A 14,188-nucleotide genomic window follows, 5' to 3' on the forward strand; every position below is an offset into this window, starting at 1 on the left:
CATCAATCTTGTTTCTTGGCCGGACGTGTCCAGTTCTCCACGGTGGTCTGGCGGGTGCGCGATAGCGTGAGTTTGTTGGCAGGCGCGTCTTTGGTCAGCGTGGTGCCCGCGCCCAGCGTTGCGCCTTTGCCGACGGTGACAGGCGCGACCAGTTGCGTGTCCGAACCAATGAACGCGCCATCTTCAATAATGGTTTTGAATTTGTTCACGCCATCGTAATTGCAGGTAATGGTGCCCGCGCCGATATTGACCTGTGCACCGATAACGGCATCGCCCAGGTAACTCAGATGGTTGGCCTTGCTGCCCTGGCCGAGTTTGGTCTTTTTCAGTTCGACAAAGTTGCCTACGTGAGAATCCGCAGCCAGTTCTGCGCCTGGACGCAGTCTTGCGTATGGACCGATTTTGACGTTTTCAGCCGCAGTGGCCTGTTCCAGGTGGCTGAATGCCTCTACCTGCGTGCCGGCGCCCAGCGTTACGTTGCGCAGAACGCAATGCGGCCCGACACGCACGCCATCTGCCAGGGTAACGTGGCCTTCAAAGACGCAGCCCACGTCAATAAATACATCGCGCCCGCATTCTAGCGTGCCGCGCAGATCAAAGCGAGCAGGGTCGGCCAGTGTGACGCCCTGGGTCAGCAGGCGTTGTGCCTGCTCTGCCTGCCAGGCGCGTTCCAGTTGTGCCTGTTGCACGCGGCTGTTGACGCCCAGCGTTTCCCAATTGGCATCCGGCTGGGCGGCATTGACAGGCACGTTGTCCTGGACCGACAGCGCAATGGTATCGGTCAGATAATATTCGCCCTGCGCATTATTATTGTTGATGCGGCCCAGCCAGTCTTTCAGCTTTGCGGTGGGGGCTGCCAGAATACCGGTGTTGACTTCACAGATTTTATGCTCCTGCTCGGTGGCGTCCTTGTGCTCGACAATCCGCTGCACCTGGCCACTGTCGTTGCGCACGATGCGCCCGTATCCGGTCGGGTCCTGCAGCGTTTCAGTCAGCACGGCCATGCCATCGGCGCGCGCCTGCAGCAGACGCTTTAACGTGGCGGGCTGTACCAGGGGCACGTCGCCATACAGCACAATGGTGGTGTCGCTGTCCTGTTCGCCGCCAACCAGCAGCGGCAGGGCCTGCTGGACTGCGTGGCCGGTGCCGTACTGGGGCTGTTGCAGTGCGTATTCGATGTCGGTCTGGTCGGCAAAGGCTTTCTTGACGGCATCGGCGCCATGTCCGACCACGACGATGATGCGATCCGGGGATAGTTGCCGGGCGCTGTCGATGACCTGCGCCAGCATGGGCTTGCCAGCCAGTGTATGCAATACTTTGGGCAGATCCGACTGCATGCGTTTACCCATACCTGCTGCGAGAATGACGATATTTAACATAGATAGACGTGTCGTAAAGTTTGAAATTGGTTAAGGGGGATAGAAAATGGGGAAGTAAGCATGTCTTCCCCGTTGTTGTATGTGTCAGGAGCCGCGGCGTGCTGCCGTGCTGCGTTTTGCCGCAGGCCGGCTGGCCGCCGCGCGTTTTCGTGCCGCCGGCTTGACCGGCTCTTGCGGTTCCACCGGCTCATCGGGTTCGGGGCCAGGCGGTGTTTTGACGGGCGAGGGCTCTTTGTGCATTGCCTGCGTGGCCTGGGTCGCTACCTGGGCCAGTTGGGCAAACTGCCCTTGCAGCATATCCCACCATGCCTGCGATGCCTGGCTGACCGAATCTGTGGCAGAACCGGCGCTGCCGTTGGCTGCCGTGTTTTCTTCGCGGTCGGCGGCAGTAGGGTGGGAAGAGGTTGCGGCTTCGGGTTGCCGCGATTTTTTCAAGCCAAACAGATCGTCCAGCGAGCGATCCTGGTTCTGCGTTTGCAGGGTGTCAACAAATGTTTTCAGCGTGTGAATGCTGGCGCGCTGGATTTCCAGTCCCTGAATGGTGCCCGAAAGCATGGACAGGTTCATGGTAAGCCAGCTTTCTATGCTTTTGAGTTCCTGGATGCGCTTGTCCAGTTCGTCCGGACTCAGGGCAGGGGGCATGGCAAAAACCGGATTGCTTGCCTGTTGTACTTGTGCAAACTGCTGCCAGGCCTTGCTCATCATGTCCAGGCTTTGCATGATGGGATTGCTGGCGCTGTCAGGCCCCAGGCCGGGCCGATCAAACGGGTTGCTGCTTGTCATGAGGTTCTCCCTGATGTTGCGGCTGCGCGCGAAAACGCGCGAGCAATGTTTCGGATGTACGGCTCAGCATGCCTTCCAGTATAACAAGTGCAGCTTCCAGCGTGATTTGTCTGTCGGCAATCATTTGCACGGCCTGCTGCTGGCTGACGATGCGAATTTCCGATACTTCGCCGTCCATGTTCCGCGGCGTGGCGTGGGGCGGGAGAATGCAATCGCTGACCAGGATGTCTTCGACCTGATAGCCTTCGGGCAGGCGCCGGTGCATGCGCAATAGCGTGCGCAACGGCGTGCGGCAGGTCAGCACGTCTTCCTGCAGCCCGGCTTCTTCGAAAGTTTCGCGCAACAGCGCGTGTTCCAGGTCTTCCGAGCCATTGGCAAGACCGCCGGCCAGCGTATCCCACATGCCCGGATCGCTGGCTTTGGTCATGGCGCGTTTTGCGATATACAGTTGCAGGTCCGGAGTCCAGGCATTCAAATGAACGGCGTGGGTCAGCAGACCCAGGGGGCGCATGGCGGCGCGCTCCATTTTTGCCAGATCTTCCCCTTCAGCATATACTGTGAGCAGCTCATCCCGCCAGGTTTTAAGCAGGCCCGCGTTGCGCAAAATAATGGCAATATCGGCCAGCATCGGTTCCAGTTCGAAGCGCGGCGTGCCAGGATCGGCAAAATGTACGGCGGTTGCTGTGGTGCGCACTTGAGGCAGATGGCCAATGGCCTTGAGCGCCTGCGGCGTAATAAAGCCGGCCAGTTTGCCGGCAATGGTCAGCGGCAGCGAGTATTCAGGCGGCACTTCCTGTATGGATTGCAACAGGGCGGCGTAAAGGGCGGGGATTCGGTTCAAAGTTGCTTCGATGTCGTGTCAAACATGCAACGATTGTATTCGCAAAAAGTTCACGGGCAGGTTCGCTGTCGCTTTTATATGGTTAAATGAAGTATCTTTGACACAGATTAAGGCGTCTTGGGTATAATCCTGTACCGCAAAGGGTTATGATAGGTACGCTTTATGCGGTTGCCGTCAGCTACGATAATCAGGCGCGATCCGATCAGTTTCATACGAAAAACGGAACAGCGCACAAAAATGAGGTCAACATGAAGAAGTTGCAAGGTTTACTTGGTCTTGGAGCGCTCCTGCCAGCCTGTACGGCGTGGGCTCAGGTCCAGGATATGCCAGGTGGTCCTAAGGTATTGCAAGTCAATCTGCATAAGGGTGTCACCGAAATAGCCGAAAGCATGTACAGTCTGCACATCATGATGCTGATTATCTGTACTGTTATCTTTATTGCCGTCTTCGGCGTCATGTTCTACTCAATCTGGGCGCACCGCAAATCCAAGGGTTTCAAGGCTTCTGTATTCCATGAGCACATGGGCGTGGAAGTGGCCTGGACAGTGGTTCCGTTTATTATCGTGATCGCAATGGCCCTGCCTGCAACGAAAACCGTAGTGGCAATGAAAGATACCAGCAGCGCTGATATCACTGTCAAGGCAACCGGCTATCAGTGGAAATGGGGTTACGAGTACCTGGATGGCAAGGCCAAGGGTATCAATTTCATCTCCAATATGACAACGCCTTACGATCAGATCGAAGGCAGCGCCGAGAAATCCAATACTTACCTGATGGAAGTGGATAACGAACTGGTTGTTCCCGCAGGTAAAAAAGTCCGCGTCGTGATCACTGCCGACGACGTCATTCATTCATTTTTTGTACCTGAGCTGGGCGTGAAGCAGGATGCCATTCCCGGCTTCCTGCGCGATGCCTGGTTCCGCACCGACAAGGTGGGTACGTATCGCGGCCAGTGTGCCGAGCTGTGTGGCCAGAACCATGCATTCATGCCAATCGTAGTGCGCGTCGTATCTCCGGAAGATTATGACAAGTGGATTGCAGAGCAGCAGAAAGTGGCAGCAAAATGAAAATGACATTCGGAACTTTATATTCGCAATATTGCGCCTGTGATATCTGCAAGCCAGGCACGCAGCAGGCAAGGAGTCAAAAATGAGTAGTACAGTAGTGGGTCACGCTCCTGATCATCACGGACACGATGACCATCACCACGCAGCCCCAACGGGCTGGCGCCGCTGGCTGTTTGCCACCAATCACAAGGATATCGGTACGATGTACCTGTTATTCTCGTTCATCATGCTGCTGGAGGGCGGCGCGCTGGCGTTGCTGATTCGTACCGAGCTGTTTGAACCGGGAATACAGTTCTTCCAGCCTGATCTGTTTAACCAGTTCACCACCATGCACGGCCTGATCATGATTTTTGGTGCGATCATGCCTGCGCTGGTTGGATTTGCCAACTATATGATTCCGTTGCAGATCGGCGCTTCCGATATGGCTTTTGCGCGGATGAACAACTTTAGCTTCTGGCTGCTGCCTGTCGGCGCCATTTTGCTGACCGGCTCGTTCTTTGTTCCTGGTGGCGCCACGGCTGCCGGCTGGACACTTTACGCGCCGCTGTCGCTGCAAATGGGTCCTGGCATGGACATGGCCATTTTCGCCGTGCATATCCTGGGTGCCTCGTCCATCATGGGTGCGATCAATATTATCGTGACCATTCTGAACATGCGCGCGCCTGGCATGACATTGATGAAAATGCCGCTGTTTTGCTGGACATGGCTGATCACGGCATTCCTGCTTATCGCTGTTATGCCGGTGCTGGCTGCTGCCGTTACCATGTTGCTGACCGACCGTCATTTTGGTACAGGCTTTTTCAACGCCGCTGCCGGTGGTGATCCGGTTCTGTATCAGCACATATTCTGGTTCTTCGGTCACCCTGAAGTGTATATTATGATTCTGCCGGCCTTCGGTATTGTGTCGGCCATCATTCCTACCTTCTCTCGCAAGCGCCTGTTTGGTTATGCGTCCATGGTGTATGCGACTGCCGCGATTGCCGTGCTGTCGTTCATCGTCTGGGCTCACCATATGTTTGCAACGGGTATGCCGGTTACCGGACAGTTGTACTTCATGTACGCAACCATGCTCATTTCTATTCCTACGGGCGTGAAAGTGTTCAACTGGGTTGCCACCATGTGGCGCGGTTCGCTTACTTTCGAAACGCCCATGCTGTTCTCCGTTGGCTTTATTTTCGTGTTTACCCTGGGCGGCTTTACCGGCCTGATTCTGGCGGTTGCACCAATTGATATCGCTGTACACGATACCTATTATGTTGTGGCTCACTTTCACTACGTGCTGGTAGCCGGCTCACTGTTTGCGCTGTTTGCGGGTACCTATTACTGGCTGCCAAAATGGACAGGCCGCATGTATAACGAGAAACTGGGCAAGATCCACTTCTGGTCTACCATGCTGTCTTTCAACCTGACGTTCTTCCCGATGCACTTCCTGGAGACTGGCTGGTATGCCGCGTCGTTATGTCGATTACGCACCGCAGTTTACAGACTTCCACCAGATTGCCACTATCGGTGCCTTCTGGTTCGGATTCTCGCAATTGCTGTTCTTGTACATCATTGTGAAAACATACCGTGGCGCTGGCGAGACTGCGACTGCCCAGGTATGGGAAGGCGCGGAAGGACTGGAGTGGACATTGCCTTCGCCGTTGCCGTTCCATACATTCGAAACGCCGCCTGTTGTCAAGTAACATCGCGTTATGACACCAGAGCAAAAACGTAGGAACAGGATTGTTGGTTTGATCCTGGCCGGATTGGTAGTTGCAATCTTCCTGTGGGCTATTTTCGGTCATGTACTGTCTGCGGCTTAACGCCGCTGACATTTGGGAAGGATGTAGCAATGAGTGAAGATTTACGGGATTTGTCCAAGAGAAAGCTCAACTTCTTTCAGACCATGAAAGCAGTGCTGTGGGGGCTGTTCGGCGTGCGCCGCGGTTCGGGCTATCAGGACGACATTTCCCGCTTGAATCCGGTACATCTGATCCTGGGTGGCATCATAGCGACAGTCCTGTTTATTATTTTATTGGTGATGGTGGCGCGCTGGGCGATAACCAGCCTCACCTAGTTGGTCAAAGCGTTCCATGAGGGAGAACATTATGAGTGCGAGCCACTCGGTTCAGGTAAAAGAAGCACCGTATTATTACGTGCCGGCCGATTCGGCCCATCCAGTTAAGACAAGTGTCATAATGCTGATCATTTTGATCGGCGCAGTGACTGGATTAACAAAGTGCCTTACGGGCAGTATCTCGTACTGTTTGGGCTGCTGGCCCTGTTTGTCGTGCTCTACCAATGGTTTGGCGATGCCATCCGTGAGTCAGAGGCCGGCATGAACAGCAAGCGCATCGACTTGTCTTACCGCTGGGGTATGGGCTGGTTCATCTTCTCTGAAGTGATGTTCTTTGCCGCTTTCTTCGGCTCACTCTGGTATGCGCGTGAAGTGACTACGCCCTGGCTGAGTGACATGGATCACCAGTTGCTGCTGTGGCCGGGCTTTACTGGCCAGTGGCCCAACCTGGGTCCTGCAGGTATCGTCAGTCATTTTGAAACTATCGGCCCTTTCTGGCTGCCGACAATCAATACACTGTTGCTGTTGTCCTCAGGCCTGACGCTGACTCTGTCTCACCATGCCTTGCGTGCCAACCATCGCAAGAGCACCATTTTCTGGTTGTTCGTGACCGTTGTCCTGGGGTTCACATTTGTGTTTTTCCAGGCTGAAGAATATATTCATGCCTATACGGAATTGAATCTGCGTTTCGATTCTGGTATTTACGGTTCTCTGTTTTTCATGTTGACCGGCTTTCACGGTTTCCACGTGATTCTTGGTGCAACCATGCTGACGGTTATTCTGTTCCGTCTGCTTCGCGGTCACTTCACTGCCGATCATCACTTCGGTTTTGAGGGTGCTGCCTGGTACTGGCACTTTGTGGACGTGGTCTGGCTGGGTCTGTACCTGTTCGTTTACTGGTTCTGATTTACCCAACGGTTCGATAAAAGGCAAAGGGTCGGAAAACCGACCCTTTGCTGTTTCAGCGCAACGCGATGCTGTTACAGCAAAGCGCTGTCATTGGCGGTATGATGTTTAAGGTACCATTAGATAGCCTAGTTGTGCCGCTGCAGGCGGGCATCTAGCATGGTATTGAGGCTGACTCTGGCCGTTTAATGCGGGATAAAAAACGCGCTGTCCAGCCGCCGCTGCATGGCGGGGCCGTGCCCGGGGGCGCTGTTTCAGCGAACGGGCTGATCAATGCCCGTGCTGTCGATCCACCCCATGTAATGGGCAAACAGGACAAACAAAAACAGCACAATGGATAGCGCAATACGCAGAGTAAGGGCGTTGACTGTGCGATTGGTTGTGCCTTTGTCGCGCATAAGGTAGAAAAAGGCCGACGCCAGACTGCCTATGATGACGAGAAAGGCGAGTCCGATAAAGATACGCATGGATTAACTCCTGACTGGAATAGATTATTGTAGTAATGAAACGAAAATTAATAAACTGGAAAACAGTAACGATGCTGATTCTGCTGGCATTGCTGACTGTGGTTTTCGTTTCGCTGGGTCGCTGGCAGTTGCATCGCGCCGACGAGCGCCGCGCGACTGCGCAGCAGATTGAAAGCGGACAGGCGTTGCCGCCGCTGGCCATTGACAAGCGTATCCCGTCTTCCGATATCGTGCCATGGCGTCCTGCAACCGTCACCGGCCATTGGCTGGGCGCCTTCAGCGTGCTGGTCAATCGTAATCAGAACGGTCGCCCGGGTTATTGGCTTGCCACGCCCCTGTTGCTTGACAATAATTCGCGCGACGCGGTGTTGGTATTGCGAGGGTGGTTCCCGCAAGTGCTGACGCCGTCTGCCATGCCTGAATTTGCGCTGCCAGAAGGCAGGCAGACGGTGAGCGGCGAGATCGCTCTGCGGGTGCCGCGCCTGTTTGAGCTATGGAATTTCGGCAAGGCCGTGGCGCAATTGCCCGAACAGATCCCCCAAAGCAGCGGACCGCTGCCCCAGGTACAGAATCTGGATCTGACTGAATTTGGCAAGGCCAGTGGCTTGCATATGCTGCCGCTGGTGGTGCTGCAAACCGGTTCCTCCGAGCAGGGGCTGGTGCGTGATTGGCCGCATCCCTCTATTGATGCGGATAAAAATATCGGCTATGCATTGCAATGGTTCAGTTTCGCCGCCATTGCCGCCCTGGCCTTGTTGATCAGCCTGATCCGGCTGCGTCTGAAAAGTACAAAGGAAACGTCGTCGTCATGAATACCACCCGTCCATCGTCATCAGGGACTCCCGCAAAGCCGGGCGCAAAGCGCTCCATTATGCCGCTGTATCTTATTATCCTGAGCTGTATCGTGCCCATGATTGCAGCTGCGCTGCTGTACTATGTGCCTTCCCTGAGACCAGACGGTGCGACCAATTACGGCAATTTTGTTCAGCCACAGCGGCCCATGCCATCGTCAGAAGCGCTCAGCCTGACCACGCTGGATGGCAAGTCTTTCGATCTGAATACCTTAAAAGGCAAATGGCTGCTGGTCACATCCGATGGCGGCGCCTGCCCGGATTCCTGCGCACAGAAACTGCATTTCACCCGCAATGGCCACGCCAGCCAGGGCAAGAACGTAAACCGTATTCAGCGAATCTGGTTCGTGACCGATAATGAGCCTATCCCGGAAAAAGTGATGGAAGCCTATAAAGGCACGATCATGTTGCGGGCTGATCCCAAGGCGCTGAGCGATTTTCTGCTGGACGGGCCGATCGTACAGGGGATGCAGTTGCGGTCGAAAAGAAAATGGATTCGTACCTGTGGATTATTGATCCCAATGGCAACCTGATTATGCATTACCCCGGCAAGGAATCTGATCCGGTACGTTTTCGTGGTGATCTGGCCAAATTGCTGCATGCTTCGACGATTGGCTGATGCATATGAACACGGCAACTGAACGCATTCGCAGCCGCTATCGCAGGCTGGTGTTTCTGACCTGGTTTTTTACGCTGGATCTGATTATGTTTGGCGCCTTTGTGCGCCTGACCGATTCAGGGCTGGGCTGCCCCGATTGGCCGGGTTGTTATGGCAAGGCCAGCCCCTTGGGCGCGTCTGAACATATCGCCAATGCGCTTGAGCAGCAACCTTTTGGTCCGGTGTCCATGTCAAAAGCCTGGATCGAAATGATTCACCGCTACTGGGGCACGCTGCTGGGGATGATGATTATCGGGATCGTGTACATGGCATGGCGCTATCGCCGTGAGCTTGGCAGATCGCCGGTGCTGGCCACGGTTACCCTGATCGCAGTCTGCCTGCAGGGCGCCTTCGGGGCCTGGACTGTGACGCACAAGCTGATGCCGCTGGTGGTGACCACGCATCTGGTGCTGGGTATGCTGCTATTGGCTATGATGACCTGGCTGGCCGCCCGTGAAAAGCCGCATGTAGGCATTGCCGCGCGCGCGCGTGCTGGCGACCATGGATGGCCTTAGGGTTCATTGTGCTGATTGTGCAGTTGTTTCTGGGAGGCTGGGTCAGCACCAATTACGCGGCGCTTGCCTGTATGGATTTTCCCACTTGTCACGGTGCCTGGGTGCCCGAGATGGACTATCAGGGCGGCTTTTCTCTGGTGCGAGCGCTGGGTGAGTTGCCGTCGGGAGAAATCATTTCTCAAGAGGCGCTGACCGCGATACACTGGACACATCGCAATTTTGCTTTTTTTGTTTTTGTTTTCCTGTTTGCGCTGGCCTTTGTGGCGCGTCGGGAAGCCGGTCTGAAAGGGCCAGCCCATTTGCTGATCGGGCTGCTTATTGTTCAGGTGCTGACCGGCCTCACAACCATTTTCTTTCAATGGCCGTTGCTTATCGCGGTACTGCATACAGGGGGTGCTGCCGGGCTTACCATAGCCTGCGTGACCCTGATGGTGCGTATGTCCCGCGGCGGCAAAGGGTCGTTTCTGCCACTATGACAACTGCTATCCATCCTGATGCCGGACTGTTGCGACAGTACCTTGTCCTGACCAAGCCGCGCGTGACCCAGCTGGCCGTGTTTTGCGCGGTTATCGGTATGTTCCTGGCCTCGCCGGGCCTGCCGCCGGTGCAGATCCTGATTGCTGCCACCATTGGCATCTGGCTGCTTGCGGCTGCGGCGTTTGCCATCAATTGTCTGATTGAGTTCGAGATTGATGCGCGCATGTTGCGTACGGCACGCAGGCCGACAGCCAAGGGAACAATTACTCCCTTGCAGGTGATCATTCTGTCGGGCGTGGTCGGCGGCGCCGGCATGCTGGTGCTGTATCACCTGGTCAATCCGCTGACCATGTGGCTTACCTTTGCCACCTTTATCGGTTATGCGCTGATCTATACCATTATCCTCAAGCCGCGCACATCGCAGAACATCGTCATCGGCGGCCTGTCCGGCGCCATGCCGCCGGCGTTGGGCTGGGCGGCGGTGGCCAATGCCGTGCCCGCAGAGGCGTGGTTGCTGGTGCTGATTATCTTCGTGTGGACCCCGCCGCATTTCTGGGCGCTGGCGCTGTATCGCGAGCATGATTATCGCAATGCGGGCCTGCCCATGCTGCCGGTTACGCATGGCAAGGACTTTACGCGCCTGCATATCCTGCTGTACACCTTCATGCTGCTGGTGATTACCGTATTGCCATTTGTGATTCGCATGAGCGGCTATATGTATCTGTCCAGCGCGCTGATCCTGGGCGCCATTTTCATCGGTTATGCATACAAGCTTTACAAGGCATACAGTGACGAACTGGCCCGCAGGACTTTCCGCTATTCGATCCTTTATCTGTCCCTGTTGTTCATGGCCCTGCTGATCGATCACTGGATTCTGATGTCCGGCGTGGCGGGTTAGTTTCCCGACCGGTCATTGATGGTCATTGACGGCTATGATGATCGAGCCTGCTGCCTGCCAGGCATCGCAAGCATTTCCTGGCGCCTGGTATCTGCCCATCTTGCACGGGTTTTTATTGTTTCCTGGAGTAAATCATGAAGTCGTTTCTGTCCCTGCGATTTGCAGCCCGAACGGTCCTTGCAATGGCCTTGGCGACTGCGCTGGCTGCCTGCGATAACAGCGCGTCCGATAGCGCCGGCAATGCGGTTTCAGCCAATGCAACCGCTACGGCTGGCAGCTTTAACGGTACCGACATCACTGGAACGGGATTCGGCAAGGATATTGAGCTGGTCGATCAGAATGGCACTGCTATCGAGCTGCAGAAGGCCTATCGCGGTAAGGTCATGGTGATTTTCTTTGGCTTTACGCAATGTCCCGACGTATGCCCCACCACCATGGCAGAACTGGCCCAGGTCAGGGAAAAGCTTACTCCCGAACAGCGCGACCAGGTGCAGATCATCATGATCAGCGTTGATCCGCAACGTGATACGCCGACTGTCATGAAGCAGTACGTGAGCGCTTTTGATCCTTCATTTGTGGGTCTGACCGGGTCGGACGAGCAAATTGCCAAGGTGGCCGCTTCTTTCAAGGCGTACTACAAAAAGGTCGATAGCGGTCAGAGCTACACCATGGAGCACAGTTCCGGTTTGTATGTGCTGGACGGCAAGGGAGAGTCACGGCTGCTGATCAAACCCAACACCGCGCCCGAAGCGATTGCAGCAGATATTCAGAAGCTGCTGTAGCGATTTACAAGTGGCTGTCGTATTACATCGGCGACAGCACGATCACAGCCCCGGTCCGGGCATCGTCCTGTCTTACGATTGGGCGCGCGCCGGGCAGACTGCCGGCGATCCTCATTATCTGTTGTGGGCATATCCCTAATCAGTTTTTCTCAATAACGCGGTTATCGCTATCGGGTTGCTCGGACTCTCTTGTGTCGGTCTGTCTCGGCTCGCTCATCGCGGTCAGGTCCTGCAGTTCCTCTTGTGAGCGGCTCGAAATACCACCGGGTGCTGCCGCCGTTTCCGATTCGTCCATGCCGTCGGTTGCATTTGCCGATTTGGCAGCATATTGTTCCCACACCTCCAGCGCCCGCAACCGATGTTTGACCACCAGGTCAATTTTTTCCTTGATATCGGGGAATTTTTTCATCAGTGCGTGAAAATCCCGTGCCTGCAGAAACAGCAGCTTGGAGTAGCCCATGGATCGCACGCTTTGCGTCAGGGTCTTATCGGTGAGCATGCTCAACTCACCCAGCATTTCACCGGAGCCCAGTTCCACGCGGGAAGAGTCGGGTAGCGTGATCAGAACCGCCCCGGAGGCGACAAAGAACATCAGTTTGTGGCCGTACCGGTCAACTTGCGGGATCGTTTGATTGGGCAGCATCAGGCGGGGCCGCAGCAGCCTGCTCAACTGCGTCAGGGCGGTATCGTCCATCTCTTCGAATAGTGGCACGCGCTTGACCAGTTCCTTGGCGCTGAGCGATACGTCCAGGCTGGGATGGCGAAACAGCGGCTCCCAACGTTGATTCACCTGGGCAATCAGGTTGTTATAAACTTCCTTGGTCACCAGCGACTGTTCCAGCATTTCGTTATAGCGCGTCACTTCCAGTGAGCGGGCGATCCGCGCCAGATAATCTTCCTGGGTCCAGTGCGCGTAGACCGGATACGTCAGGTTCAGGGCGCTGAGCGCGTTGTCGATAGTATGCAGCCTGGCGAGCAGGATACGCTCAGCCTTGCCGGCAATTTCCTGCCCCAGCAAGGGTGTCAGATCGTCGCGGCAAAAGCGCACCAGTTGGCTGACCACAGAGTGCTTGCTGATCAGCTTGATAATGCGCTGGGACAGTTCATGAGCCAGCCATGGGCTGAAGTTGAACGTGGTCTGCAAGCGCAGGGCAATCTTGAAGGCATTGGTATAACGAATGTCATTGCGCAGGGCGCGGGTGTAGGCACGCGCGCCACCGGCACGGGCGGCATCGCCCAGATTCTCGGCATTGGACAGCAGGGTCTGGGCTGCCTGCCAGGGAATCAGCTGTTTCTTCAGCGAATCAAAAAACAGTTCTTCTTCCCGGTTGGAAATAATCGCCAGCGCGACAGAGAGTCGATCACCCTTGCTTAGATAATCGGTTTCGTCCTTCTGGATATCGGCCATCCCCTTGGCAAATATGGCATCCACCTGTTGTTTGGCGCTGGCCTCTACCTTGAGCAAGCCGGCCAGTGCGTCGGTTTGTTCCTTGACGTCGTCCAGGGCAATGACCAATGCCTGATTGCGCAGCCCTTGCTCTACCGGGCTGAGCTGGTCCAGTCCCAGTTTGGAAATCAGCAATCGCAGGGTCAGGCCGTTAATCAGCAATGTAGCCAGCACGTAGCAGGTGGTGGCCGCTGCGACAAAATGGCGCACATCGGCAGGAATCGCCGTCTGCTCTGTCACCGCCAGAGCCAGCGCGAGCGAGATGGCGCCCCTTAAGCCGCCCCAGCACATGACTGCGCGAAACGGTCGACTCACATAGGTAGACATTTTAAACATCGTCAGCAGCGGGATCACGCCGAACACAACGGCAGCACGCGCGGCAAGCGTGGTGATGAACAGCAGGACAAGCAGTAGCACCTGCTTCAAATCCAGGTCAACGACCAGGCGCGGGATCAACATAGCTGCCAGAATGAAAATCAGCGAATTGGCCCAGAACCCGAACTGTTCCCATGCGTGTCCAAGCTGTTCAAAAGTGGAGGGCGACATCCGTGTGCGACCCGCTGATCCCACGACCAGCCCCGCCACCACGGTAGCGACGACGCCGGATACGTGGAAATAATGCTCGGAAATGAAAAAGGTCAGATACGCCGTGCAGATGGTCAGGCTGATTTCGGCAGTGGGCCAGCCGCGCATATAATGAAAAAGCCGGCAGGTAATATGGCCGAAGATAAAGCCGATAAACCCGCCGATCAGAAAGCTGTACAGAAAGTGACCGGCGATGTGTTCAATACTGAGTGTTGCATCGCGGGTAATAACGGATATGAAAACGGTGTACAGGGCAATGGCGGCGGCGTCATTGAGCAGTGATTCGCCTTCGACCAGCGTGGTCAGCCGCTTGGGCGCGCCCACTTCGCGGAAAATGCCGACCACGGCGACCGGGTCGGTGGTAGCCACAATAGCGCCAAGCAGCAGGCACACCGCCAGGCTGTAGCCTGAAAACTCGGCCATGACCATACCAACGCTGACGGTGCAGACCAGAACCGCCACAATGGCCATGG

The 14,188-nt window shown here is 55.7% G+C and carries 11 protein-coding genes and 4 pseudogenes; 10 read left to right on the top strand and 5 right to left on the bottom strand.

From position 1 onward, the window contains the following. Window positions 1-2 precede the first annotated feature (2 nt). The 3 genes from glmU to TKWG_RS02400 all read right to left on the bottom strand — a co-directional run bounded on the left by glmU (window position 3) and on the right by TKWG_RS02400 (window position 3,003). Complete coding sequence (gene glmU, locus TKWG_RS02390; protein WP_014749289.1) at window positions 3-1,379, bottom strand: bifunctional UDP-N-acetylglucosamine diphosphorylase/glucosamine-1-phosphate N-acetyltransferase GlmU; 1,377 nt, start codon at window positions 1,377-1,379, stop codon at window positions 3-5. An 84-nt stretch (window positions 1,380-1,463) separates the two neighbouring features. Next, the gene (locus TKWG_RS02395; protein ID WP_014749290.1) at window positions 1,464-2,162 is read right to left on the bottom strand and encodes a PhaM family polyhydroxyalkanoate granule multifunctional regulatory protein; all 699 of its coding nucleotides are present in this window, start codon (window positions 2,160-2,162) and stop codon (window positions 1,464-1,466) included. Further along, a complete protein-coding gene (locus TKWG_RS02400) occupies window positions 2,140-3,003 on the bottom strand; it encodes an NUDIX hydrolase (RefSeq protein ID WP_014749291.1) in 864 nt (287 codons plus the stop codon). Before TKWG_RS02400 ends, TKWG_RS02395 begins: the two co-directional genes overlap by 23 nt. Window positions 3,004-3,251: 248 nt before the next feature. Here TKWG_RS02400 and coxB point away from each other — a divergent pair. The 5 genes and pseudogenes from coxB to TKWG_RS02420 form a co-directional block, all read left to right on the top strand. Continuing rightward, a pseudogene (gene coxB / locus TKWG_RS02405) lies at window positions 3,252-4,064 on the top strand (cytochrome c oxidase subunit II); the annotation flags it as partial. Between the two features lie 88 nt (window positions 4,065-4,152). Then, a pseudogene (gene ctaD, locus TKWG_RS02410) lies at window positions 4,153-5,755 on the top strand (cytochrome c oxidase subunit I). 9 nt (window positions 5,756-5,764) lie between these two features. Next, complete coding sequence (locus TKWG_RS24385) at window positions 5,765-5,875, top strand: cytochrome oxidase small assembly protein (protein ID WP_226817222.1); 111 nt, start codon at window positions 5,765-5,767, stop codon at window positions 5,873-5,875. A 29-nt stretch (window positions 5,876-5,904) separates the two neighbouring features. Beyond that, on the top strand, window positions 5,905-6,129 hold the full coding sequence (locus TKWG_RS02415; protein WP_014749294.1) for a DUF2970 domain-containing protein: 225 nt from the start codon (window positions 5,905-5,907) through the stop codon (window positions 6,127-6,129). 31 nt (window positions 6,130-6,160) lie between these two features. Continuing rightward, a pseudogene (locus TKWG_RS02420) lies at window positions 6,161-7,035 on the top strand (cytochrome c oxidase subunit 3). A 254-nt stretch (window positions 7,036-7,289) separates the two neighbouring features. Here the strand turns inward: TKWG_RS02420 and TKWG_RS02425 are convergent. Continuing rightward, window positions 7,290-7,502 carry a twin transmembrane helix small protein gene (locus TKWG_RS02425; protein ID WP_014749296.1) on the bottom strand — a complete coding sequence of 71 codons (213 nt, stop codon included), beginning with the start codon at window positions 7,500-7,502 and terminating at the stop codon, window positions 7,290-7,292. A 71-nt stretch (window positions 7,503-7,573) separates the two neighbouring features. On the opposite strand from TKWG_RS02425, the gene TKWG_RS02430 reads away from it, so the two are divergent. From TKWG_RS02430 to TKWG_RS02450, 5 genes and pseudogenes are all read left to right on the top strand, one after another. Continuing rightward, complete coding sequence (locus TKWG_RS02430; protein WP_014749297.1) at window positions 7,574-8,314, top strand: SURF1 family protein; 741 nt, start codon at window positions 7,574-7,576, stop codon at window positions 8,312-8,314. Next, the gene (locus TKWG_RS02435) at window positions 8,311-8,886 is read left to right on the top strand and encodes a membrane protein (RefSeq protein ID WP_014749298.1); all 576 of its coding nucleotides are present in this window, start codon (window positions 8,311-8,313) and stop codon (window positions 8,884-8,886) included. Before TKWG_RS02430 ends, TKWG_RS02435 begins: the two co-directional genes overlap by 4 nt. 85 nt (window positions 8,887-8,971) lie before the next feature. Next, window positions 8,972-10,002: pseudogene (locus tag TKWG_RS02440) on the top strand (COX15/CtaA family protein). Beyond that, window positions 9,999-10,901, top strand: coding sequence for a heme o synthase (gene cyoE / locus TKWG_RS02445; protein ID WP_014749299.1), 903 nt, complete (start codon window positions 9,999-10,001; stop codon window positions 10,899-10,901). Before TKWG_RS02440 ends, cyoE begins: the two are co-directional and overlap by 4 nt. A 134-nt stretch (window positions 10,902-11,035) precedes the next feature. Then, window positions 11,036-11,683 (top strand): SCO family protein, encoded by a 648-nt coding sequence (locus TKWG_RS02450; protein ID WP_014749300.1) that lies wholly within the window; start codon window positions 11,036-11,038, stop codon window positions 11,681-11,683. A 139-nt stretch (window positions 11,684-11,822) separates the two neighbouring features. On the opposite strand, the gene TKWG_RS25695 is transcribed toward TKWG_RS02450, so the two are convergent. Beyond that, the gene (locus TKWG_RS25695; protein ID WP_264300267.1) at window positions 11,823-14,186 is read right to left on the bottom strand and encodes a cation:proton antiporter; all 2,364 of its coding nucleotides are present in this window, start codon (window positions 14,184-14,186) and stop codon (window positions 11,823-11,825) included. Between the last annotated feature and the right edge of the window lie 2 nt (window positions 14,187-14,188).

It is taken from the genome of Advenella kashmirensis WT001, assembly GCF_000219915.2.
Lineage (GTDB): Bacteria > Pseudomonadota > Gammaproteobacteria > Burkholderiales > Burkholderiaceae_B > Advenella > Advenella kashmirensis.

Excerpts from the sequence above, each read along its gene's own strand:
- glmU (WP_014749289.1), bottom strand. The coding sequence starts at position 1,379 with ATGTTAAATATCGTCATTCTCGCAGCAGGTATGGGTAAACGCATGCAG.
- TKWG_RS02395 (WP_014749290.1), bottom strand. The coding sequence starts at position 2,162 with ATGACAAGCAGCAACCCGTTTGATCGGCCCGGCCTGGGGCCTGACAGC.
- TKWG_RS24385 (WP_226817222.1), top strand. The coding sequence starts at position 5,765 with ATGACACCAGAGCAAAAACGTAGGAACAGGATTGTTGGTTTGATCCTG.
- TKWG_RS02415 (WP_014749294.1), top strand. The coding sequence starts at position 5,905 with ATGAGTGAAGATTTACGGGATTTGTCCAAGAGAAAGCTCAACTTCTTT.
- TKWG_RS02425 (WP_014749296.1), bottom strand. The coding sequence starts at position 7,502 with ATGCGTATCTTTATCGGACTCGCCTTTCTCGTCATCATAGGCAGTCTG.
- TKWG_RS02430 (WP_014749297.1), top strand. The coding sequence starts at position 7,574 with ATGCTGATTCTGCTGGCATTGCTGACTGTGGTTTTCGTTTCGCTGGGT.
- TKWG_RS02435 (WP_014749298.1), top strand. The coding sequence starts at position 8,311 with ATGAATACCACCCGTCCATCGTCATCAGGGACTCCCGCAAAGCCGGGC.
- cyoE (WP_014749299.1), top strand. The coding sequence starts at position 9,999 with ATGACAACTGCTATCCATCCTGATGCCGGACTGTTGCGACAGTACCTT.
- TKWG_RS02450 (WP_014749300.1), top strand. The coding sequence starts at position 11,036 with ATGAAGTCGTTTCTGTCCCTGCGATTTGCAGCCCGAACGGTCCTTGCA.
- TKWG_RS25695 (WP_264300267.1), bottom strand. The coding sequence starts at position 14,186 with ATGGCCATTGTGGCGGTTCTGGTCTGCACCGTCAGCGTTGGTATGGTC.